Source organism: Dehalococcoidia bacterium, assembly GCA_041653995.1.
In the GTDB taxonomy this organism is placed as follows: domain Bacteria; phylum Chloroflexota; class Dehalococcoidia; order GIF9; family UBA5629; genus CAIMUM01.
Window position 1 is genome coordinate 176,436 of record JBAZEK010000002.1, and the last position, 22,374, is coordinate 198,809.

The window sequence follows — 22,374 nt, forward strand, 5'->3', positions numbered from 1 at the left end:
AGCTACAATGAGCAGGGCTAATGATCAAATCAAACAGCCTGAACCAGAGACCGCCGGCAGTTATCACGGCATAGAGTTTGCCTCGATCGAACCGTTGCTGCAGATTTACTGCAGGGCACTGACAGGCAAAGAGGTGGATTTCACTTCCGGAAAAGGCTCCACTGCGTCCCTGCGCAACATCTGGTGGAACCAGCTGGCATCAGGCAATCCTCCCGATGGGCATATCAAGGTACTGGTCCCGGCCTCCTTTATGGAATATGCCGGCTACCCTGATAACTTCAACTGGTATAAGGCAGCGGTAACACAACAGGTCGCGCACAGTGAGTTTAATTCTTACGATTTCGATTACGATAAAGAATCCACCATTTTTGAAGATCTGCGCTACCAGTTGAAGGGCGAGACGGGACACGGCAGTTCACCATACGAAAAATATTTTGCCCTTTTTGATGATCCCAGACTGGCCATGCAGGTCTTTGTGGCAGTTGAGAACGTACGCATTAATTATCTCGTAAAGCATCATTATCCGGGTCTCAAACAGAGCTACCGCCGCATGCAGGAATATAACCTGCTTGCGCTGGCCCGCGTATCGGGAATAACTCTGCGGCGCGCCTTCATTGAGCTGCTGGAGGGGCTGGAGATCGATGCCATCCTGGCTATCGATGAAGATGCCCTGTATGAGCCCCTGAATACCGCCAAAGACGTCCTTGATCTACTGTGCACCTCTTCTGCCGCCGTGGAAGATTCAGCCGAGGCCGCCATCCGCATTTATCAAATCGCATTGACGGTGCCTAAAAAGGCGCTTGTCTCGGGCGCAGGCGGATACGGATCAGAGAACAGAGAGCCCAATATGTCGGACCTTGAAGGCCAGGAGTTCATGGGAAATTTCCAGACGGATAAAGTTAAACTCGATCTGGAAATCAAGGCCAATACCGGCCGGAAGTCCAATATGCCCATGTCCGCTGAAGACATGGAGAAGCTGGCCGACCAGAAAATCGGCATCACCGATATCAAAGACGTTAAGTCACTACCCGGCAGCGGCCTGTCATCAGCCTCCATTCCCCGCGGAGTGCATGTTTATCAGTTCTCGCCTGACAAGTATTCACAGGTCGACCGCTACAGGCCGGCCGACGCAATCAAGCCTTCCCCGGCGGAAGCAGATGAACGGCTATCTTATTATGACGAGTGGGATTTCAGGGAGAACCGTTATATCAGCTCATGGTGCTGTATCAGGGAGAAGGTTCTGGGAGAAGGCAACAGCTACTTCTACGATAAAACACTGGAAAACCGAAGATCGCTGGCCGCTGAAATCAAGCGTCAATTCGAGAGGTTGCCTGCCGAAATGCTATACAAGGCAAAAAACCTGGACGATGGAGATGAGTATGATCTTGATCTGGTTATCGGCGAACTGATAGACAAACGGGCGGGGCATACGCCAACAGGCAAAGTCTATACAAAGAAGAAAAAGATCCAGCGTGACGTGGCTGTAGCATTTCTGCTGGATATGAGCGGCTCAACGGCCGACCTCATCAACAAGAACCGCCCTACCATGCAATACGAAGAGTCGTTCAAGTACGATTTTATGAAATTCGTCATGCAGCCGCGCCGCCGCATCATCGACCTCGAGAAAGAGAGTATCGTGCTGCTCTGCCATGCCATTGAGACGCTGGGAGACAATTACGGCATCTACGGCTTCTCCGGCCATGGCCGTGCCAACGTCCAGTTCCTGGTCATTAAAGACCTCAACGAATCTTTCGGGGAGAGGATCAAGCGCAGGGTGGACCAGATAGCCCCGATTCATGGCACGCGCATGGGCCCGGCTATACGCCATACCATTGCCAGGCTGGATACGTGCGGCAGCAATCTAAAACTGCTTTTCCTGGTCAGCGACGGTTACCCGCAGGATTCCCTGTACGGCTACGATGACGACGATAAGGAATATGCCATCCATGATACCAAGATGGCACTTATGGAAGCATCACAAAAAAACATTACTCCCTTCTGCCTGACCGTCGACTCGGCCGGCAACGACTATCTGCGAACCATGTGTAACGATATAGGCTACGAAGTCCTGGACGATATCGAAACCCTGCCCCACCGCCTGCCCATGCTTTACAAGAAGTTATCGATGTAGGAACGGCCGGCGCAGGTCGCTTCCACAGGAGTTAGAAGCCGGTTTGACGCTGATCGGCACACGTCCATATAATTCCGCTGTAGAAATGCCTATGAGACGCACAGCCACCATACATACTCTCGGTTGCAAATTAAATCAGGCCGAATCAGAGGCGCTGGCAGCAGACTTTGCATCCCGCGGCCTGACAATAACAACCGGCAATATCGCTGACATAGTAATTATAAACACCTGCAGCGTGACCCACACTGCTGACGCGAAGTCACGCCACCTTGTCAGGATGCTGCGCGCACTCAACCCGGGATCTACAATTGCAGTCACGGGCTGCTACGCGGAGAGGGCGGGAAAAGATCTTATCGGCTGCGGCGCCGACACGGTCGCCGGCAACCGGGATAAAGCTGCGCTGGCAGAATTTCTGGCGATCCGGCCTTTGCACCGATCATCCCGTGTTTTTGCTCAGGGCTCCACCAGAGTACGCAGCTTCGTGAAGATACAGGACGGGTGCGATAGGTTTTGCTCCTATTGCATCGTACCCTTCGTTCGCCCGATAAAATTCAGTGTAGATGCAGACGCCGTGCTCGATGCAATCCGATCAAGAGCCGCCGAAGGATACAAAGAGATCGTCCTTACGGGTACTGAGATCGGATCATATTCCAGCAATGGACTGAACCTGACAGACCTGATCAAGCTCATTCTGCATGGAACATCTATTGCAAGATTACACCTTACCTCGCTGCAGCCTCAGGAGATAACAGAGGAATTGCTGGCCTTGTGGCAGGATAGACGGCTGTGCCGCCACTTTCATATAGCCCTTCAAAGCGGCAGCGATAAGGTACTAAAACTCATGAGGAGACGCTATACGACGGATATCTTCAGGCGGTCGGTAGAAATGGTGCGCGCATCGGTCCCCGATGCGTCAGTGACAACCGATATCATAGTGGGCTTTCCCGGCGAATCCGATGAGGATTTCAAAAATTGCCTCGATTTCTGCCGCCAGTTGGACTTCTCCGCGCTACACATCTTCCCGTACTCATCGAGGCCGGGGACTGCGGCGGCGAAAATGACTGAAAGGGTGAGTGAACATATCAAGAGGCAACGCAGCGGTATTATGCTGGAATTAGCCGCCGGCTCTGCGGATATGTTCGCCGGGCGCTTCACAGGTCAAACCAGAGAAGTGCTCTGGGAAAAAGAGGTGCGTTCGGGCTCGCAGATTTACTCGGGTTTGACCGACAATTACATCCGCGTTTACACCGGAAGCAGCCGCGATATCACCAACACAATCTCCGGCACCTGCCTGGTCGGCCATATCGGGGATTCAGGGCCTTCATTTATCGGCAGGTCGAAAAAACGCAAACAGGGCGGACTCTGGGGGAGACCACTATTATGAAGATAGGAATCAAAGTAATCCCGCGCTCGTCCAGGGAAGAGATCGTAAAAACCGATAAAGGCTATCTGGTCAGGGTTAAAGCGCAGCCGCAAGAAGGCAAAGCTAACGAGGCCGTTGTTAAGCTGGTGGCAGAGCACTTCGGGGTCGCCAGGTCACAGGTGCGCATCACCAGTGGTCTGAGCGGACGCAACAAAATAGTTGAGATAAGGACGGACCGTGCATGACATTCAACCGAAACGCCTATCTCCAGCCAAGCGAACTCTGCGATTTCGACACCGGTCGCCAGATTAGACAAAAGCTGATGGAACTGACCGCCGGCTGCACAACCCGTCAGGCGAGATTCGAAAAGATATTTGCCTTCGTCAAAGAACTGCCCTATGGTTTCGAAGACTGGGATTTAAAGGCCTCCGATATCCTGAAAAAAGGCTGGGGCATGTGTTCGGGCAAGACCAACCTTCTGGTCGCCATGCTTCGGTCGGCCGGGATACCCGCGCGTTATCGCGTGTATCGTATTAAAGCGGACAGCGCGCTGTGGAGCCGGATGAGCCGGGCAAGCGGCCTGCCGGTGCGGCTGGAGGAACTGGGAGATGAGCGGGACCATGTGGATTGCGAAGTGTGGCTTGGACACTGGATAGTCAGTGATCCGGGACGCGACAGCGCTATGGAGAAAGGGATACTCAAGCTGGGAGGGGACCTGAAAAGGCATGTGATAACCGATGAAAAAGGCAGGGAAAAATATATACGGCTGGCAGTTATCGATCAATGGGCACGGCAAAGACAATCACGGCGTGCATTCCGCAGAGGCCGCACCGATGCTTTTACCGAGATCAATCGCCAGCTGGATCAACTGAGAAAGCTCGGCTCAACTATTTGACATTGACCGTCACCGTCTGGAATTGGGCGCCGTCAGGGCTGGTAACTGTCAACATATAGGTCGTTGTGACCATCGGCGATACCTGTGTACTGCCCTCGCCGGAAACTGGTCCCACGTTCTTATCTATCGATGCAGAAGACCCGTTAATCGTCTGCCAGCTCAGTATCGATGAGCCTCCGCTGCGGATCACATCAGGAGTAGCTGTAAATGATTTAATGACAGGTGTATCAATGGTAGGAGGAACACCGGATACGGTCAGGGTTGTAGTAGCTAATATGGAACCCTGGGCATTGGTTGCCGTCAGCCTGTATGTCGTGGTAAATGCGGGATTGACCGGTTGCGAACCCCGTGGACGAATTATACTGAGACCGGGTTCGATTGCTACGTCGAAGGCATTAAGCACATCCCATGTGAGGGTCGCATAATTGCCCGACACGATGTTGGCAGGGACGACATTGAAAACGGCCAGTTCGGGAAGATTAAAGGACGGGGGCGTCACCTGTGCCGGAGCGGGTGAAACCGTATCCGGCTGCGAAGGCGTAGAGGGGCTTTGCGCCGGAGAGGGTGACGCCGGGGGTGTCACCACGGTCACACACCCCACCGCCAGGACAGCAATAATGATAAAGGCTACTAATAAGTATCTCATTTAATATCTCCTGTATCCGGCAGCCCGGACACTTCACTCCGGGTATTCTAACAATTATCCCGCCTTCCAGGCCAGTTGCTCCGATCACAAACCCTTTATAATCTCGATTATCTCATCTATATCCGGCAACTGGCTCAGCGGATATGTTTTAAGAAGTTCAATAACGCCTGTATCGCCGATAATAATATTGGCTCTCTCCGAGAAACCGTTTTTCTCGCGGAATATATCGAACAATCCGGCCACCTCGCCATGGGGCCAGAAATCGGAGAGCAGAGGGATCTTCTTTATTCCTAAATTATCGGCCCACGCCTTCTTCGAAGGTACGGCATCGACGCTTAATCCCACCGGTACCGTTTTGAGCGATTCAAAGACCTTAAAATTCTTTTCGAGCGAGAGCATCTGACTGGCGCAGACGGCTGTCCAGGCCAGCGGATGAAATGAAAGCAGAACGCGTTTCCCCCTTTGAGCGGATAGGACGAAGTTGCTCCCGTTATGGTCCTGAAGAGTAAAGTCACCCGCGATATCTCCGACCTTCACTTTACGCACTATTTCCGCCATAGTCCGCCTCCTTGTCACGGGTCGATAGTTGTTCTGACCGTGCATCACTATTATATCTCGCCACATCGATGCTGATAAATTCGATTATTCGGTCTGCGCAGGATGAAACAGAATAAAGCGGCCGGCGATGATATAATTTGGCCGTGACTGAGTGACCTGTTGGATAAATCGACCGCTGTGGTTAAATCCTGCGGTTTAGATTAAAATATTGCAGACTTTAAGCCAATCTCACATAAAGGGGTAGACATGGGCGAAAGCAAGCATGCACGGCATGAACTCAAACACCGGGTCAGGGTAGTAACCGCAACTGCCTTGTTCGATGGCCACGACGCGGCCATCAACATTATGCGCAGGCTGATCCAGGCCGGCGGAGCTGAGGTCATCCACCTCGGCCACAGCCGGTCGGTTGGCGAGATAGTGGAAGCGGCCATCCAGGAAGATGTGCAGGCTGTAGCCGTTTCCTCATACCAGGGCGGGCATATGGAGTTCTTCAAGTACATGAAGGACATGTTCGATAAACTCGGAGCGGGACATATAAGGATCTTCGGGGGAGGAGGGGGCGTCATACGCCCCAACGAGATAAAGGAGCTGCAGGACTACGGCATTGAGCGCATCTACGATCCTGAGGACGGCCGCAACATGGGACTGGTAGGCATGATAGACGACCTGCTGCAGCGTTGCGATTTTCACACCATCGGCATTACCTCCGAACATGACAAATCCAAACGCGGCGCAGCCATTCCGGCGCCTGCCAAACTCAATACGGAAGAACCCGCAAAAGTTGCGCGGATGATCACGCTGGCTGAGATGGGAGTCGATCCGTGGTCCAAGTACAGCGAAATATTGAAAGAGAAAGCCGGACAGAACAAGGCCCCGGTGATTGGAGTAACCGGCACGGGAGGCTCAGGTAAAAGTTCGCTGCTGGATGAACTGGTATTGCGCTTCAGGGCGGATAATCCCGGCAAAACGGTGGCGGTGCTGTCAGCAGACCCTTCCAAACGCCGCACCGGAGGCGCATTGCTGGGCGACCGTATTCGCATGAACTACGTATACGGCGGCAATGTATATATGCGTTCCCTTGCCACCAGAGGATCAAAAACCGAGGTTCCCGAGGTGATCCAGGACGCCATCAATGTGGTGAAAGCAGCCGGCTATGATCTGGTGCTGGTGGAGACTGCAGGCATCGGCCAGGGCGATACCGCCATAGTGGACATATCGGACGTCTGCCTCTATGTCATGACCGCTGAGTATGGGGCGCCCACGCAGCTTGAGAAGATTGACATGCTGGATTTCGCTGACATTGTGGTGCTCAATAAATACGATAAAAAAGGCTCCGAGGACGCCCTGCGTGACGTAAGGAGAATACTGAGGCGCACACATGAAAAATTCGATGCGCCGCTGGAAAGCATGCCGGTCTACGGCACAATCGCATCACGCTACAACGATGAGGGCGTAAACGGCTTGTACGCCGGGCTTCTTGAATGTATCGACAGAAAATGCGGACAGCGATTTACATGCAGTATACCTGAGGACAGAGTGTCGCACACCAGCGCCGTGCGCTTCGCCATCCCGCCGGACCGCATACGGTACCTGGGCGAGATTGCCGAGACGGTGCGCGATTACAAGAAAAGCGTGAATAAACAGGCGGAGATCGCGCGGCGCATCCAGGAGCTGCGCTCTGCACTGGTGGAAATTGAAGATGAGCACGCGCGGGAAGTTATTGAAAAGAAAATGGCGTCGCTGCACGATAAGCTCAAACCGGAATGCCGCAAACTGCTGTCAGGCTGGGACGAGCTGCGCAGGACCTACAGTGGCGACTATTTCCGCTATAGTGTACGCGGACAAGAATACAAAGTGGAACTGATTGATACCACGCTGGCCGGCACTAATATTCCCCGTGTTATCGTGCCGGACCTGAAAGACCATGGCGAGAGACTGAGGTATCTGATGCTTGAAAACGTGCCGGGGCACTACCCCTATACGGCGGGCGTGTTCCCCTTCAGGCGCAAGGGAGAGGATCCTAAACGCCAGTTCGCCGGAGAGGGAGGGCCGGTGCGCACCAATACGCGCTTTCATTTCCTTTCACAGAACGACGATGCCAAGCGCCTGTCCACCGCCTTCGATGCCGTCACGCTCTTCGGTGAAGACCCTCAGGCAAGCCCCGATATAATGGGCAAGATTGGCGAGTCCGGCGTATCTATATGCACACTGGAAGATATCAAGAAACTTTATGCCGGTTTCGACCTGTGCTCACCCAATACATCGGTCTCCATGACAATAAACGGCCCGGCTCCCGTGATGCTGGCATTCTTCCTCAACGCAGCCATCGACCAGCAGATTGACAGATTCACGGAACAACACGGGCGGCTGCCCACACCCGATGAGCACGCAAGGATTAAAGCGCAAACGCTGTCCATCGTCCGCGGCACTGTCCAGGCCGATATTCTCAAGGAGGACCAGGGACAGAACAGTTGCATCTTTTCCATTGAGTTCGCGCTCAAGATGATGGGAGATATCCAGGAGTTCTTCATCAATCATAACGTGCGCAATTACTACTCGGTCTCCATCTCGGGCTACCATATCGCCGAGGCGGGCGCCAACCCTATCACCCAGGTGGCATTCACGCTGGCGAACGGGTTCACCTACGTAGAGTATTACCTTTCAAGGGGATTCCCCATCGATTCATTCGCGCCCAACCTGTCCTTCTTTTTCTCCAATGGTATGGACGCCGAATACACGGTAATCGGCCGGGTGGCTCGCCGCATCTGGGCGGTGGCAATGCGTGAAAAATACAGCGGCAACGAACGCAGCCAGCAGCTCAAATACCATATACAGACCTCGGGCAGGTCTCTGCACGCGCAGGAGATACAGTTCAACGATATCCGCACCACACTCCAGGCGGTGCTGGCCTTCTATGACAACTGCAATTCCCTCCACACGAACTCTTATGATGAAGCCATTACCACTCCCACCGAAGAATCTGTCAGGCGTGCAATGGCCATTCAGCTTATTATCACGCGCGAGTTCGGGCTAACCAAAAACGAGAATGCCTGGCAGGGCTCTTACATACTGGAGCAATTGACCGACCTGGTAGAGGAGGCCATACTGGATGAGTTCGAACGCATCTCCAAGCGAGGCGGAGTGCTGGGCGGTATGGAGTTGCAGTACCAGCGCGGCAAGATCCAGGATGAGTCGATGCTCTACGAGCAACGCAAACATTCAGGCGAGCTGCCCATCATCGGTGTCAACACTTTTTTGAATCCCAGGGAGGGCAACCTGATTCCGTTTGATATACCTCTCAGCCGCTCGACCACAGAGGAGAAGCAGGAACAAATCGACAATTTGCGCGCCTTCCAGAAAACCAACTCTGCCGGGGCTAGAGAATCACTTAAGAAACTGCAGCAGGTGGCCCGAGAAGGCGGCAATATCTTCGAGCAGATGATGGAAACAGCGCGTTACGCCTCGCTGGGACAGATAACAGGCGCTCTCTACGAGGTTGGCGGCAAATACCGGCGCAACATGTGACGCCGCATCGGTTATTTCATCGCCCTCAATGATATCGCGTTGAGCACATTATGTGGTCTGAGCCTGACTGCAATCGAGTGCATCAACCAGTTTATCGTGCCGGCGAATATCAGATCAGTCTTCCTGGCGCCGGTCCCGCAGAAAGTCCTCGATATCCTTGATGATCTGCGCCGATCCCTCGGGCTCGACGCCTGTAGCGTTTCCATCGAGATCGTACTGCTCCTCCAGCGATCGCAGGAAAATGCGCATCTGCTCGTTTTCGGAGATCAGCCTATCCAGTATTCCGCACAGGCTGTCGGCTGATCTCTTCAAATCTCCGAGGTCAAGATCAAAGGCCAACAGAGCAGCGATTTTCTTTATGGTTTCAAAGCATACCATGGGGTTGCTCTCGGCGCGTATATAGAAGGGCACATGCCCCCATATGCTGATAGCGGGTATCCGGCGCATAGCACAGACGCTCAATAACGGCCCGTGGATACTGCTGGGCCCCGTGTAACTGATAGGTTCGATCCCTGCCTGCTCGAGCAGCTCGATCATGGTCTGGTCATTGACCAGCCCGCTGATACGTGTCTCTCGCGTATGTGGGATCCTGTCGTACAGCCCTCCGACCGCATACACACGGTGCGCATTGTAATAGCCCGCCACGTCAGCAATCACTTCAGCATACGCCTGCCATCTCATCTGCGGCTCGATGCCACTGAAAATAATGAGGTCGCGGGGCCCGATAGGATTATGCCAGTAGTAAAGGCTGTTGGCCGGCATAAGGATGGGCCACAGCATCCCGTTCTCGACATTAATGGAGGGCCTTATCTTGTCGAAATCGTAGTAGTCGTCCGATTTCATCTCGGCAAACTTTACGGCAGGCAGCTTTTTTATCATGTAAGATACAGCGCCTGTTGAAACCTGTGCGGCGTCGGGCCAGCCGATAAAAGCCGCTACCAGATCGGGCTGGCGCAGCGCCGGCTGTTCAAGAAAAACAATGTTGCTTGGTTCCATCTTTATTCAGTGCTGCAGCAGAAAACCTCGAAATTCACACTGCCTTTGGCCTCATTGCCAACGGCATCGGTCACGACGACATCGACCCTGAAATCACCGCCGACACCTGGGGCTATCCAGTTTACTTTACTGGCAGTGCCGTCGCCCAGATTCATACCGGCGGCCGCCTGCAGTTTGCCGCTGGTTGCCGACCATTTGAATCTCAAATTATTGGCTTCCCCGTCATTGACAACGCACTCTACGGGCGTCGCCGTCCAGATGCGCATCCGCTTGGACCCCGTCACAACTTCACGGGAGGGAAGGTACATTTTCAACACGACAGGCGCATCCGCGCTGGCGCTGCCATCCGCATTTATAACAACTTTAACTTCCTGAACAGCGGTAGCCTGCCCGCCTTTGTCATCACTGACTGTTACCGTGATATTGTACTTGCCCATGGCGGCCGGTGACGTCCATGTCACAGTCGCCCCCTTGCCGGTGATGGTACCGTTGTCGGCGATCCATTTATAATCAAGCAAGTCGCCATCCTCATCGAGCGCGACGCAGGTCAACTGCCCCCCCGCCTGCGGTGCCCATTCAGAAGTCCCGATAATCTGCTGGATGACCGGCGCACGGTTCACCTGCGGGGGTGGTGCAGGCGCGGCGCAGGAAGCAGTTATGCACGGCACCGCAACAAGTGCGGCAGTCAAAACCGTGGCTGATATTATATTTTTAGCAACTATCATGATGATCTTCCCTCGTAAATCACGTGACCTTATTAATTTGGGCCCCTCCCGCAGCAGAGCACTTCCAGGTTCACTTCACCTGCAGCCTTATTCCCTGCCTTGTCGACAACCATTACATTCACTGTGTATTTACCCGCCTGATTGGGTGCAATCCACCCCACCCTGCTTGCTTTCCCCTCTTCAAGGCCATCTGCCATCAGCTTGCCGGCATTTGCCGCCCAGGTGAAGGTATATTCCGAAGGGTCACCGGGAACAACGCACTGGATTTCCGGTGTCGACAGACCTTTGACCTGTCTAAATTCTGTGGCGGCATTGGTTGCGGGCGGGGTCAGCTTCAAATATACGGTTGTATCCACCGGCGGGGGCGGAGGAGCAACCACCGTAAACTTTTTACTGTATATAGCCTCTCCGCCTTTGTCGTTGGTCACCTTCAATGTTATCTCATATTCCCCCAATTCCTCCGGCGGCACCCAGCTGACTCTCTGTCCTTCTCCCTTGATAATCCCTTTTTCGGCTGTCCAGTAATATGTAATCGGATTCCCCTCGGGATCTGAGCAGGCACAAATCAGAGTGCCTTCCTCATTGGGATGCCATTCCTCTGCTCCCGCAATATCCCCGATCACAGGCTGTGCAATAGAGGGCTGAGCAGGAGTCGACGGTGTATTAACTACCAGCGCAGGTGCGGCGCATGCGCTAAGCATCATGGCAGCAGCGACAAACGCTATAAAAAGGAACGACGAATGGGGTATCCGTAATTCCGTCATTTGACCTCCAAGTTCATGTTATATTATAACCGGTTAAGACTCGCGTATTATTGAGCCGATACGCCAAATGATCCGGTTTAAATATTATATAATTTTGAACTGCTTAATTCGAAACCGCGCATATTTTAACGGCGCCCGGAGAAGAACTCGTTTATTTCTGCAGACAATGCTTCGCTAAAGGAGGATCCGTACATGAAACAATCGATGTATGCTGAACTGGACGGCATTTTTCACCCCAGCAAAGTTGCCATCATAGGAGCCTCTCCGGTTGCCGACATAGCTACCCTGGCCCTGATGAAGACGAAGATCAAAGACAATGTGTATTTCGTTAATCCCAAGTACGATGAGATCTTCGGCCGCAAGTGCTATGCCAGCGTCCTCGACATCAAAGAGCCGATCGACTATGCCATCATCGGTGTCAACGCTAAGCTGGTTCCGAGGATAGTAGGCGAATGCATTCGGAGGGGGATCAGGGCGGCCCATATCTTTACCTCCGGCTTCAGCGAAACAGGGCTGCCTGAAGGAAACGACCTGGAAAAAGAACTGGGGGAAATTGCTTCGGGAAAAATAAGAATTATCGGCCCCAATTGCTTCGGCATCTACTGCCCCCGCTCGGGATTGGCCATCGTTCCGGAATCCAGCGAGATCGAGGGTAACGTGGGCGTGATTGCTCAGAGCGGCAGCGTGGCAGAGTCGTTTTCGTATTTCGGCAAGACCAAGAACCTGCATTTCAGCAAAGTAGTCAGCTACGGAAATGCCACGGATCTCGACTGTCCCGATTTCCTGGAATATATGGCGGACGACCCGCAAACTAAGGTGATTGCCCTTTATATCGAGGGGTCGAAGAACGGGAAACGGCTTCACGAGGCGCTGCGGTATGCGGCCTGCAGAAAGCCGGTGGTAGCAGTCAAAGGAGGGCTGACCGACAACGGCAACCGCGTGGCGAGGTCGCACACCGGACAACTGACAGGCACGCCCGAATTGTGGAAAACGCTGTTCAGACAGTGCGGCGTGATACAGGTCAGCAATCACGATGAACTGGTAAACACTGTAGCCGCTTTCAGTCACTCTCCTCTGCCCGCCGGCAACCGGGTTTCACTGGTGAGCAATTCGGGAGGTTTCAGCGTCATCCAGACCGACCTTTGCGCAGCCGAGGGAATGGTCGTGCCTCCCTTCGGCGAGAAAACGCTGGACAGACTGCGTCACCTGGTGCCCCGCGCCGGCACGAGCATCGGCAATCCTCTCGATGCCTGGCCCATCTTCTATAAAGTCTTCCAGAAGGAGGGCAGCCTGAGCGCTATTATCAAAGTCGTGGCGGAAGACGATAACATCGACTCGCTGGTTTTCATGTTCGACCAGTTCAGATATATACGACGGGCGCGCAAACATGAGGCTGTGGATCATATGAACCTAATCATAGAGATGATGCTGGAGGGCAGCCGCTATTGCCGGGACGAATTAAGCAAACCCGTGCTTTTAAGCGTATCATTGGATCCTTTTCTGGAAGATGACGAGGACAGGAAGGGCAACCTTTTGCTGAAAAGCGCCTTTGAGCAGAACGGCTTCCCGGTCTATCCCGCCAGCGACATTACCATCAGGGCTCTGGCTAGGCTGTATAAATATGCGGCACAGACCGGGAAAGCCCTGTGAGAGGCCTTAAAGGCTGTTGCATATAGCCGAAGAATAGTATTTAATAATACTGTATATAGACACGTGACCTTCGTCACTTACACATCGTATATATTCTGTAAAACTGTGTGGAATGTTGCATAAGAGGAGGATTTATTATGGGCAAATCACTTAAAGGCACTAAAACCGAGCAGAACCTGCTGAAGGCTTTTGCCGGGGAATCTCAGGCCAGGAACAGATATACCTATTTCGCCAGCCGGGCGCGCAAGGACGGATTCATGCAGATCGCCAATATCTTCGAGGAAACGGCCTTCAATGAAAAAGAGCATGCCAAGATCTTTTTCGAGTACCTGGAGGGAGGCGATGTGGAGATTGTAGCTGCCTATCCGGCAGGTATGATCAAAGACACCAGGACGAATCTGGAAGAGGCTGCAGCGGGCGAGAAGATGGAGTGGACGGCGCTATATCAGGAGTTCTCCAAGGTAGCCAGGGATGAGGGTTTCCCGGAGGTTGCCAACTCCTTCGATCAGATAGCTTCGGTGGAGAAGTTCCACGAAGCCAGATACAGGAAATTAATCAGCAGTGTGGCAGAGGTCCAGGTTTTCAAGAAAAAAGAGAAGGTTAAGTGGCACTGCACGAATTGCGGATATATATACGAAGGCGACGAAGCTCCAAAGAAGTGCCCTGCCTGCCTGCATCCTCAGTCATATTACGAAGTGCTGGCCGAGAACTATTAAACGATTAAGGTTTTCAATTACCAGATCAACAGCCACCGTACTGTAATACAGCGCGGTGGCTGTTATTTTTTGTAATCGTCAAAGGAACACTAAATAAACTTGCATAAATTCTATTCCAACGGCTGATAAATTCCTCTTTTGTTCACAATTTATATTTAGCTTGACTGGGTAGCTGCAGAAAGGTAATATGGGGCGTTATCGCCGCGCCTATTAACGCACCTTAATCAGCCGCCGGGGGCGACATCTATACAAACTAATTAAATAAGAAGGAGGTATGTAGTGGCAAAGGACACTGGCGATTCCAAGCAATACAAGGCCGGCAAGGGAGCATCCCTCTACATCCTGATCATCTGCACGCTGCTCTACATGGTCAACTACATGGACAGGCAGGTGGTTGCCGCAGTGGTTGAACCGATGAAAGCCGCCCTGAGCCTGAACGACGGTGACGTGGGGATTTTAGGTTCAGTCTTCCTCCTCAGCATCGCACTTTTCTCCTTCCCGGTAGCATATATGATCGACCGTTGGAGCAGGCGCAAGTCCATCGCCATTATGGCAATCCTGTGGAGCGGCTTCACTTTCCTCACCGGCAAGGCCTGGAATTTCTGGTCGCTGTTTGTGCCGCGCAGCCTGGTCGGCGTGGGTGAGGCCGGTTTCTCGGCCGGCGGAACAGCCATGGTCGGCGCCGCTTACTCGCATAAGGCACGCGGCGCAGCTATGGGAGTTTTTAACATGGCAGTCCCCCTGGGTATCGCGCTGGGATCCGTGCTGGCCGGCGCTATAGCCAAGAGCCAGGGCTGGCAGGCCCCCTTCCTGTACTTCGCCATACCCGGCGTAATACTGGGTATACTGGCCTTGTTTATGAAGGATTATAAGAGCGTAACAGAAACACAGGTTACGGGTGTTAAGGTCACTTTCGGGCAATCGATAAAAACCCTTTTCAAGATACCCTCATTGGTATGGGTACTGGTCGGTTACGGCCTTGCCAATATCATGTCCATGTCGTTCCTGTTCTGGACCCCGGCCTATGTGGGCAGGGCATGGGGAGTGGATGTCGCGGCCGCCAATGCCGTGATGGTGCCGATCGTCCTGGCCGCCATAGTTGGCTCGCCTGTGGGCGGAATCCTGGCGGACGTCTGGTTTAAAAAGGACCCCAGGGGCAGGCTGTATATACCTGCTATCACTATATTCCTCAGCGCCATCTGCCTTGCAGGGGCTATCTACTTCCAGATGAAGGGCATAGGCATGGTTTTGGTGATAGCCTATGGTGTACTGAACGTGATGGCAATACCTTGCCTGAGCGCCTTATCACAGGATGTAGCACCGGCGGCTCAGAAAGGGCTCGTCTGGGGCCTGATGGTCTTCTGTATGTATGTCTTCGGCGGAGGCTGGAGCCCTTATTTTGTCGGCGCTATCTCCGATGCACTGGGGCAAGATGCCCAGGCACTGGGCACTGCACTGACCATAGCCTGCGTTGGCGGCATCCTCGGCGGAATCTGTTATCTTATGGCCGCCAAGCCCTTTCCTGCTGATATGGAAAGGGTAAGACATGACCAGCTGATGGCAGAGTAATAATTCATTGAATTTGCAGCAGCAGAGGGGCGGCGGGCATGCCCGCCGCCCCTCTGCTTTCAATCGGTCCCTCCGGTATCCATACATACCTGAAAGCGACAAAAGTGGTTGACAAAACCGGCCAAACTCCTAAAATTACAGTGTTACCTTCAGCATTTCGTTCATTATTGCTGTTTAACAAGGATAGGAGGGCAAGGCTATGACCACCCAGAGCTGTAATTCCCCCCGCTACTCGATCAAGGAACCCCTCAATCTCTCGCCACGCATCAAGTGGCTGCGCGACTACTATTTCCAGGGCAACAATCGAAAGTGGAACAACGAGTTTACCGGCTTCACAACGGGAACACCCTGGGACATTCAGTACCAGGAGGGCAATTTCTATATTGTGCCGGAGACCTATACCTTCTTCCCGACTTTCACAGGCGCCTTCCAGCAGGCATCGTTTAAGGTGGACCTCCCCGAGGGTTTCTGGGAATGGAGTTTGCCGGAGCGTCAGGCCTGGTTTATCAAAGAAGTCATGGTATATTATCTCCCGCACGAGGTGCTGCCGGGCGACCTCTTAGCCGGCGGCCGCTTCAACGTTCAGACTTCCCGGTGCTTTACCGAGAAGGAAGCCAGAGAATATTCCAAGGCCATTTACGGGAAAAAAGGCGCCCGCGCCGCTGAGCTCTGGTTTCATAACCATGGTTACGGCAACGCAGGCGCAACCAGCGGACACCTCGTAGCAGACTATTCAAGAATTCTGAGCGAGGGCTGGAAGAGCGTACACGAGGAATTGAACCGGCGGCTGTCATCCCTTTCACAGCGAGAATACGACGGCAAAAAGGGCCATCAGATTAAAGCGATGCTGGTGGCTGCCACCATGGCTCGAGATGTGGCTTTCGAATATAGCAAGGTCTGCGCGCAACTGGCCGAGAATGAAGCCGACAGCGCCAGAAAAAGCGAGCTTCTCCAGATGTCTGAAATGCTGCGCCGCGTTCCATGGGAGCCGGCACAAAATTTCTGGGAAGCCCTGCAATCGCTGTGGATTACACACATGCTCGTTATGAGCGACGAGAACTATCCCGGCCCGGGTGTCTCTTTCGGACGGGCTGACCAGTACCTCTTCCCGTACTGGAAAAAGTCGCTCGATGAGGGCATGGATCGTGAGTTCGGCAAGGAGCTATTGAAATGCTTCTGGATCCACTGTAATACTGCCTATGATGCCATGATACGTACAGGAGGCAACCAGGGCATTACGGCCGGCTTCGGGCAGCTTATCACCATTTCAGGTATGGGGAAGGGTGGAGTCGACCTCAGCAACGACCTGACCTACGGCATGCTGGAAGTAATCGACGAGTTGAGCCCGTTGCTGGAGCCCAAGCCGAATGTCCGCCTGCACCGGCACAGCCCGGACAGGCTGCTGGAGAAAGTGATCGACATGATCGCCTCGAGCCAGGGATCACCCTTCCTGCTTAACTTCGACGAACGCTCGATCGCCGGAATGCTGCGCGAAGCAAAAATGGCCGGGGTGGAGAAACTGATCAACGCCGATAACGTTTTCGATTATGCGCCGGTCGGGTGCCTTGAAAACACCATGTGCGGAAATGACCGCTCGGGCACGGTCGACATCAACCTCAACCTGCTCAAAGCCGTGGAGCATGCGCTCACCGGCGGCTATGACCTGATCCCCTGGGTGGATCCCATGACCGGCAAACAGGAGCCGCGCAAACGCACGGGGGCTGACACCGGGGATGCTACCAAATTCCGGACATGGGATGAGTTCTGGGACGCCTACGTGACGCAGACCAGGCATATCATCAAACGGGCAGCCGACCTGTACGACTGGACAGACAGGATCAGAGCCAGGTATCTGCGTACGCCTTACCTCTCATGCATGGTGAGGGGATGCGCTGATAAAGGCCTGGACGTTAACGAGGGCGGGGCCGAGCTGAACTTCGTCACGGTGGAAGCTGTGACTTATGCCACGACCGTGGATTCCCTGCTGGCCATCAAGTACCTGGTCTTCGATAAGACGGAGTGCAGCATGCAGGAGCTCATCCAGGCCCTTAAAGATAACTGGAAGGGGCATGAGGTCCTGCAGGCCAGGGCACTCAATAAGGCGCCTAAATACGGAAGGGATGATGACCAGGCGGATAATCTGGGCAAAGATGTAATGGACCTGTGGGCCGGCGAAACCTGGAAATACCGCACCTCGGTTACGGGTAAACAATACCGCCCCGGCATGCTTTCCTGGAACTACTGGGTGGGCGACGGTTTCATCCTGCCGGCCAGCCCCGACGGCAGGCCCAAGGGACAATTCCTGTCCAACGCGATCTGCCCGTGCGCAGGGGCAGATATCAACGGCCCTACGGCCAACGTTAATTCCGTAGGGAAGGTGCTGGGGGGCAAGGACCCGGCAGGTAATGGAGACTGGGAAGGATATTTAAACGTACTGCCCAACGGCGCCAGCCATACCATGACCTTCAGCCCGTCCCTGCTGAGGGATCCCGAGCACAAATCCAAATTTATAGCCTTCCTGCGCAGCTATGCGGAGAACGGGGGAAGTGCGCTGCAGGTGAATATGATAGACGCCGATATTTTACGCGATGCACAGAAAAATCCGGACACCTACCGGCACCTTCTCGTGCGCGTAACCGGCTATAATGCCTATTTCACATCGATCGGCCGCGAGCTTCAGAACGAGATAATCGCCCGCGAAAGCCACTGCATGTAAGATAGGCGATTATGAGAATAGAGCAGGCGCCAGTCGAGACCGGCGAGACGGCCGGCATAGAGCCGATACCGGAACATATAGTCCGGGGCGATAAGGCCATAATTCTGCATACCCAGAGGCTTTCCACCGAGGATGGACCGGGTATACGTACAACTGTATTTTTCAAAGGGTGCCCTTTGAATTGCCTGTGGTGTCACAATCCTGAAAGCATTTCCTTCAAGCCCCAGATGCACTGGATGGAGTCACGCTGCATCGGGTGCGGCATATGCCTGAAAACATGCCCGGACGGCTGTCTGACAAAAACAGAGGAGGGCATCAAGAGAGACCGGGCGCGATGTCTGTCATGCGGTAAATGCGCACAGGAATGCCCTGCCGGCGCGCAGGAAGTGCTGGGCAAAATTGTGGGGCAGGACGAGCTGTTAAAAGAGCTCCTGAAAGACAAGGTCTATTATGATAAATCGGGGGGAGGTGTAACCCTTTCGGGCGGCGAACCTCTTATGCAGGCAGAGTTCTGCGCCGGTCTGTTGAGCAAACTGAAGGAAAACGGCGTGCACACCGCCGTAGATACCTGCGGCATGTGCTCCGCAGCGTCACTGGAAAGTATCCTGCCACTGGTTGACCTCATTCTTTTCGACCTCAAGGAAATTCATCCTGAGAAACACCGCGGCTATACCGGCCAGGATAACCGTAGGATACTGGAAAACCTTATTCATGTACGTGACTATATCAGGGCAAATCCCGGTAAGCATCTCTGGATCCGAACACCGCTTATACCCGAAGCCACAGCAGAGGAGGAAACCGTGGAGCGCATCGGCCGTTTTATCCACAGCACGCTGGAGAACGATGTGCAGCGCTGGGAGCTCTGCGCTTTCAATAACCTCTGCCGTGATAAGTACCGGCGGCTGGATATGGAATGGAAATACGCGACCATGCCCCTCATGAGTAAGGCCGATATGGCCAGGTTCGAGATGATCGCCAGAGGTTCGGGTCCGGACCCCGATAAAATATTCGTCACAGGGGCAGCACGGGTAGAAAACACTAACGCCTGAAGGAGGTCGGCGATGCAGGAACAAGATAAATTATTCAAGACATTTTCTGAACAGGACATCGAAAGCTTTAAGCCCGAAATGAAGATCGGGCTGATCGCCACGGTCAACGAAGAGGGCCAGCCACATTTGACGCTTATCTCCACTCTGCAAGCCTGCTCACCCACGGAGATGTTCTGGGGGCAGTTCTCCGAAGGTATGAGCAAGGCAAACATCAAAAGGAATCCTAAAACCGGATTCCTCATCATGACGCTGGATAAAAACCTGTGGCGCGGCAAGGCCGGCTTTACCCGCACAACCAAAAGCGGCAGTGAATACGAATTACTGAATAATACGCCGATGTTCCGCTACAACGCGTATTTCGGCATCCATACCGTCTATTACATGGACCTGGTTAGCCATACGGGAAAAAAAGCGCTGCCTATGACCAATGTAATACAGGCGGCTATAAAGACCATGATAGCCAAAACACTGGCCGGCAAAGGTGAAGGCCAGGAAGTACTCAATCATTTCACGCACAAGCTGATAGACAAGATGGACAACCTGAAGTTCCTAACCTATGTGGACACGGACGGGTATCCAGTGATTATACCGGTTATACAGGCACAGACGGCAGGCAGCGATCGTGTTATCTTTGCTTCATCAGTATACGGCAGCGACCTTAAAGCCATACCGGCCGGCTCAACAGCGGCGCTCTTTTGCATGTCCTTCGAGATGCAGACAGTCCTGTTGCGAGGCATCTATAAAGGTACGCGCAGCATGGGCGGGATAGAATGCGGTGAGTTGATCGCCGACTGGGTCTACAGCCCGATGCCTCCCAAGTCGGAACAGATATATCCTCCGCAGAAGCTGGAGGCGGTCACCACTTTTTAAGTCACCGATTTCGCGGCAATTACCTCTGGCTGCGCCTTTTCATGAAGCCGTTGACGAATATCCTGGTTGAATCAATGGCCTCGATGAAAAATCCGTGCCTTTTATCCTGAAGCAGGGTCAGCTCCGCGCCCGGTATCCTCTTGGCCATCAGCTCGCTGTTTTTAAACTTCACCAGGAGGTCATCGGTGCCGCTGATTAGCATGGTAGGCGCTTTAATGGAAGGCAACCGGTCCCATGTATCCTCGCCGGCTATCGCCTCCGCCTGCCGCTTAAAGATATTGAGGGGTGTAGGATATTCTGTAGTCACCCTGTGATAGTACTCAAAAGATGGCCTGTTCGCCTCGATGAATTCGTCTGAGCAGAAAAAACGGAAAACGGTCATCGATCTTTGCTCGGGCGTCATTTTCCCAAGATAGTCATAATCAAACAGAATTCTCATGCCCTCTGGATCAGTAGGCACCGTGTGCGTGCCCCCGGGAAACGTGCAGCCCAGTACGAGGTTGAACAACCGATCTGCATGATTAAAAGCGAACACCTGGGCGATCAGACCTCCCATTGAGACGCCGAAGACACTGGCCTTTTTCAATCCGGCCGCGTCCATCACGCTGCAGACGTCATCAGCCATCATAGCGATGCTCATGGGTGCATCCACCCGATCGCTCCTGCCAACTCCACGATTGTCCATTGTAACGACCTGATAGTTATTTTTTGCGAACTGCTGCGGCAGATCGCCCCAGTGCAGAGAATGGTGACCGTAACCCATTATGAGTACAAGGGGATCGCCCTGCCCGATAACATCGTAATATAGTTTTGTATCCCCTGAGCTGGCAAACGGCATGGCAACCTCCTTAAAGCCGTATTGTCCAGGTAGAAAAAGCCCGCTGAAAAGGATTATACAGGTTACAGGACTAAAACTGAAAACATTTTGAAAAGGATGGGTAAGCACCTTATAATCCTTACAGACAGGGCCATATTTAACTCGCATGACCGATCCGGCCTGCGGAGGAGGCAGAACATGGGAGCAAATCATCTCTATAAAAGTGTCTTGATGCTATCAGCGCTGCTGGCTGTCGCCGTGATTGCCGCATGCATACAGGCGCCGGCCACATCGCCTGTTCAGACCCCATCACAACCTCCCATTCAAAATGCGGCCGTCTACAAATTTGATCCCGTCATTATCTCACCTGTGTCTGTAACGGTGGGACAGCCTGTATCTATCGGCATGAGAATCGAGAACACAGGCAACGCCGCGGGGGTATACGTAGCTGAACTGACGATCAACGGCACTCCGGTGGAAAGCCGCCCTGTGCCGATAGAAGCGGGCAGCTGGGCCAGGGTGGAGTTTTCTACAACTTTTCCCACGGCCGGACACTATGAGATAAAGATTGCACCGCAGGTAGCCGTGATCGATATCCCGGAGCGGAAAGAATTTATGCGGCTTAAATTGGACAATGGTATGGTGGACGGCTGCGACGTTCTGGCGGGCTCCACAGGTTATTCCGGCAACATGATACAGATGGTCGAAGGAAATATGATCAAATATACGGCGCCGCCGGGCGGTTATGAGATAGATAAAATTGAGATACTCGGCTATATTAAAAGCAGCACGCACGATTTTGATATGAATCCCCAATTTGGGCCCGGCGCCTGGATCTATGGATCGGATATTGCAGCCATCGAGCCCGTCAATCCCAGTTTTACAATCAACATTTGGGACAGCCGCCACAACAAGCTATTCAGCCAGGATTATGGCAAAAATCTGTTTTCCTATATCCCGCAATGGGTGAGCGTAGAGGTCCCCGCGATTAAAGTCAACGGTGACTTCTATATAGAGCTGGTTACACATAATCAACCGAAACTCATCGGCTCCGGACCCGGTGGATGGTATTACGGTAATCCCTTTGTTGTGCACACCTGGTATTACCAGTTATGTATCGGTTACGAATATTCATTGAACGTGGTCTCGTCGGTTTCACAAAACGGCAATGTGTTATCAGAAAGGTACCTGACTTATAACTGGCTGATCAGAACGGACGGTTACCTACTGCAGAACTGAACATCAGTCCTTGAGAAGAACGGCTTCTGATTGTTTACATTACATATGTTTTGTGGTATAAATCCAAACAAGAAAGCGAAGATGTCATTTGGCCCATACACATTGGAAACTCCTGCCTGATGCCGAGAAACCCCTGCTATTCCGG

Annotated in this window: 18 protein-coding genes; 12 read left to right on the forward strand and 6 right to left on the reverse strand. The window is 53.2% G+C overall.

The annotated features are described in order from the left end of the window. The first annotated feature begins 7 nt into the window (after positions 1–7). The 4 genes from WC359_07010 (at position 8) to WC359_07025 (ending at position 4,389) form a co-directional block, all read left to right on the forward strand. Complete coding sequence (locus WC359_07010) at positions 8–2,131, forward strand: hypothetical protein (protein ID MFA5400169.1); 2,124 nt, start codon at positions 8–10, stop codon at positions 2,129–2,131. A 91-nt stretch (positions 2,132–2,222) separates the two neighbouring features. Then, a complete protein-coding gene (gene mtaB / locus WC359_07015) occupies positions 2,223–3,515 on the forward strand; it encodes a tRNA (N(6)-L-threonylcarbamoyladenosine(37)-C(2))-methylthiotransferase MtaB (protein MFA5400170.1) in 1,293 nt (430 codons plus the stop codon). Continuing rightward, on the forward strand, positions 3,512–3,739 hold the full coding sequence (locus tag WC359_07020) for a DUF167 domain-containing protein (protein MFA5400171.1): 228 nt from the start codon (positions 3,512–3,514) through the stop codon (positions 3,737–3,739). The genes mtaB and WC359_07020 overlap by 4 nt, the downstream gene beginning before the upstream one ends. Next, positions 3,736–4,389, forward strand: a complete 654-nt coding sequence (locus tag WC359_07025) for a transglutaminase-like domain-containing protein (GenBank protein MFA5400172.1) — start codon at positions 3,736–3,738, stop codon at positions 4,387–4,389. The genes WC359_07020 and WC359_07025 overlap by 4 nt, the downstream gene beginning before the upstream one ends. Here WC359_07025 and WC359_07030 read toward each other — a convergent pair. Together WC359_07030 and WC359_07035 are read right to left on the reverse strand one after the other, a co-directional pair. Continuing rightward, complete coding sequence (locus WC359_07030; GenBank protein MFA5400173.1) at positions 4,382–5,035, reverse strand: hypothetical protein; 654 nt, start codon at positions 5,033–5,035, stop codon at positions 4,382–4,384. The two genes, WC359_07025 and WC359_07030, sit on opposite strands and share 8 nt — an antisense overlap. 84 nt (positions 5,036–5,119) lie before the next feature. Further along, positions 5,120–5,593 (reverse strand): redoxin domain-containing protein, encoded by a 474-nt coding sequence (locus WC359_07035; protein MFA5400174.1) that lies wholly within the window; start codon positions 5,591–5,593, stop codon positions 5,120–5,122. A gap of 246 nt (positions 5,594–5,839) precedes the next feature. Between WC359_07035 and icmF the strand changes: the two genes are divergently transcribed. Next, the gene (icmF, locus tag WC359_07040) at positions 5,840–9,118 is read left to right on the forward strand and encodes a fused isobutyryl-CoA mutase/GTPase IcmF (protein MFA5400175.1); all 3,279 of its coding nucleotides are present in this window, start codon (positions 5,840–5,842) and stop codon (positions 9,116–9,118) included. A 114-nt stretch (positions 9,119–9,232) separates the two neighbouring features. Here the strand turns inward: icmF and WC359_07045 are convergent, their stop codons facing one another. Genes WC359_07045 through WC359_07055 form a run of 3 tightly spaced genes read right to left on the reverse strand, consistent with a single transcriptional unit; the run spans position 9,233 to position 11,603 of the window. Then, positions 9,233–10,114 (reverse strand): PAC2 family protein, encoded by an 882-nt coding sequence (locus WC359_07045; GenBank protein ID MFA5400176.1) that lies wholly within the window; start codon positions 10,112–10,114, stop codon positions 9,233–9,235. Positions 10,115–10,116: 2 nt separating this feature from the next. Continuing rightward, complete coding sequence (locus WC359_07050) at positions 10,117–10,839, reverse strand: PKD domain-containing protein (protein MFA5400177.1); 723 nt, start codon at positions 10,837–10,839, stop codon at positions 10,117–10,119. A 32-nt stretch (positions 10,840–10,871) separates the two neighbouring features. Then, on the reverse strand, positions 10,872–11,603 hold the full coding sequence (locus tag WC359_07055; GenBank protein ID MFA5400178.1) for a PKD domain-containing protein: 732 nt from the start codon (positions 11,601–11,603) through the stop codon (positions 10,872–10,874). Positions 11,604–11,795: 192 nt separating this feature from the next. Between WC359_07055 and WC359_07060 the strand changes: the two genes are divergently transcribed. The 6 genes from WC359_07060 (at position 11,796) to WC359_07085 (ending at position 20,173) form a co-directional block, all read left to right on the forward strand. Continuing rightward, positions 11,796–13,253 (forward strand): CoA-binding protein, encoded by a 1,458-nt coding sequence (locus tag WC359_07060; protein ID MFA5400179.1) that lies wholly within the window; start codon positions 11,796–11,798, stop codon positions 13,251–13,253. 137 nt (positions 13,254–13,390) lie between these two features. Next, complete coding sequence (locus tag WC359_07065) at positions 13,391–13,969, forward strand: rubrerythrin family protein (protein ID MFA5400180.1); 579 nt, start codon at positions 13,391–13,393, stop codon at positions 13,967–13,969. Between the two features lie 279 nt (positions 13,970–14,248). Further along, positions 14,249–15,538 (forward strand): MFS transporter, encoded by a 1,290-nt coding sequence (locus WC359_07070; GenBank protein MFA5400181.1) that lies wholly within the window; start codon positions 14,249–14,251, stop codon positions 15,536–15,538. 199 nt (positions 15,539–15,737) lie between these two features. Continuing rightward, entirely contained in the window at positions 15,738–18,254 is a 2,517-nt protein-coding gene (locus WC359_07075; protein MFA5400182.1) for a pyruvate formate lyase family protein, read from the forward strand. 11 nt (positions 18,255–18,265) lie between these two features. Continuing rightward, positions 18,266–19,303: a glycyl-radical enzyme activating protein gene (locus WC359_07080; protein ID MFA5400183.1), complete on the forward strand. Its 1,038-nt coding sequence runs from the start codon at positions 18,266–18,268 to the stop codon at positions 19,301–19,303. 12 nt (positions 19,304–19,315) lie between these two features. Then, positions 19,316–20,173 carry a pyridoxamine 5'-phosphate oxidase family protein gene (locus WC359_07085; protein MFA5400184.1) on the forward strand — a complete coding sequence of 286 codons (858 nt, stop codon included), beginning with the start codon at positions 19,316–19,318 and terminating at the stop codon, positions 20,171–20,173. Positions 20,174–20,192: 19 nt separating this feature from the next. Here WC359_07085 and WC359_07090 read toward each other — a convergent pair whose 3' ends face one another. Further along, a complete protein-coding gene (locus WC359_07090; protein MFA5400185.1) occupies positions 20,193–21,011 on the reverse strand; it encodes an alpha/beta hydrolase in 819 nt (272 codons plus the stop codon). 177 nt (positions 21,012–21,188) lie between these two features. On the opposite strand from WC359_07090, the gene WC359_07095 reads away from it, so the two are divergent. Continuing rightward, the gene (locus WC359_07095) at positions 21,189–22,229 is read left to right on the forward strand and encodes a CARDB domain-containing protein (GenBank protein ID MFA5400186.1); all 1,041 of its coding nucleotides are present in this window, start codon (positions 21,189–21,191) and stop codon (positions 22,227–22,229) included. The last annotated feature ends 145 nt before the right edge of the window (positions 22,230–22,374 follow it).

Excerpts from the sequence above, each read along its gene's own strand:
- WC359_07090 (MFA5400185.1), bottom strand. The coding sequence starts at position 21,011 with ATGCCGTTTGCCAGCTCAGGGGATACAAAACTATATTACGATGTTATC.
- mtaB (MFA5400170.1), top strand. The coding sequence starts at position 2,223 with ATGAGACGCACAGCCACCATACATACTCTCGGTTGCAAATTAAATCAG.
- WC359_07010 (MFA5400169.1), top strand. The coding sequence starts at position 8 with ATGAGCAGGGCTAATGATCAAATCAAACAGCCTGAACCAGAGACCGCC.
- WC359_07095 (MFA5400186.1), top strand. The coding sequence starts at position 21,189 with ATGGGAGCAAATCATCTCTATAAAAGTGTCTTGATGCTATCAGCGCTG.
- WC359_07080 (MFA5400183.1), top strand. The coding sequence starts at position 18,266 with ATGAGAATAGAGCAGGCGCCAGTCGAGACCGGCGAGACGGCCGGCATA.
- icmF (MFA5400175.1), top strand. The coding sequence starts at position 5,840 with ATGGGCGAAAGCAAGCATGCACGGCATGAACTCAAACACCGGGTCAGG.
- WC359_07055 (MFA5400178.1), bottom strand. The coding sequence starts at position 11,603 with ATGACGGAATTACGGATACCCCATTCGTCGTTCCTTTTTATAGCGTTT.
- WC359_07025 (MFA5400172.1), top strand. The coding sequence starts at position 3,736 with ATGACATTCAACCGAAACGCCTATCTCCAGCCAAGCGAACTCTGCGAT.
- WC359_07050 (MFA5400177.1), bottom strand. The coding sequence starts at position 10,839 with ATGATAGTTGCTAAAAATATAATATCAGCCACGGTTTTGACTGCCGCA.
- WC359_07020 (MFA5400171.1), top strand. The coding sequence starts at position 3,512 with ATGAAGATAGGAATCAAAGTAATCCCGCGCTCGTCCAGGGAAGAGATC.
- WC359_07075 (MFA5400182.1), top strand. The coding sequence starts at position 15,738 with ATGACCACCCAGAGCTGTAATTCCCCCCGCTACTCGATCAAGGAACCC.
- WC359_07065 (MFA5400180.1), top strand. The coding sequence starts at position 13,391 with ATGGGCAAATCACTTAAAGGCACTAAAACCGAGCAGAACCTGCTGAAG.
- WC359_07035 (MFA5400174.1), bottom strand. The coding sequence starts at position 5,593 with ATGGCGGAAATAGTGCGTAAAGTGAAGGTCGGAGATATCGCGGGTGAC.
- WC359_07060 (MFA5400179.1), top strand. The coding sequence starts at position 11,796 with ATGAAACAATCGATGTATGCTGAACTGGACGGCATTTTTCACCCCAGC.
- WC359_07085 (MFA5400184.1), top strand. The coding sequence starts at position 19,316 with ATGCAGGAACAAGATAAATTATTCAAGACATTTTCTGAACAGGACATC.
- WC359_07030 (MFA5400173.1), bottom strand. The coding sequence starts at position 5,035 with ATGAGATACTTATTAGTAGCCTTTATCATTATTGCTGTCCTGGCGGTG.
- WC359_07045 (MFA5400176.1), bottom strand. The coding sequence starts at position 10,114 with ATGGAACCAAGCAACATTGTTTTTCTTGAACAGCCGGCGCTGCGCCAG.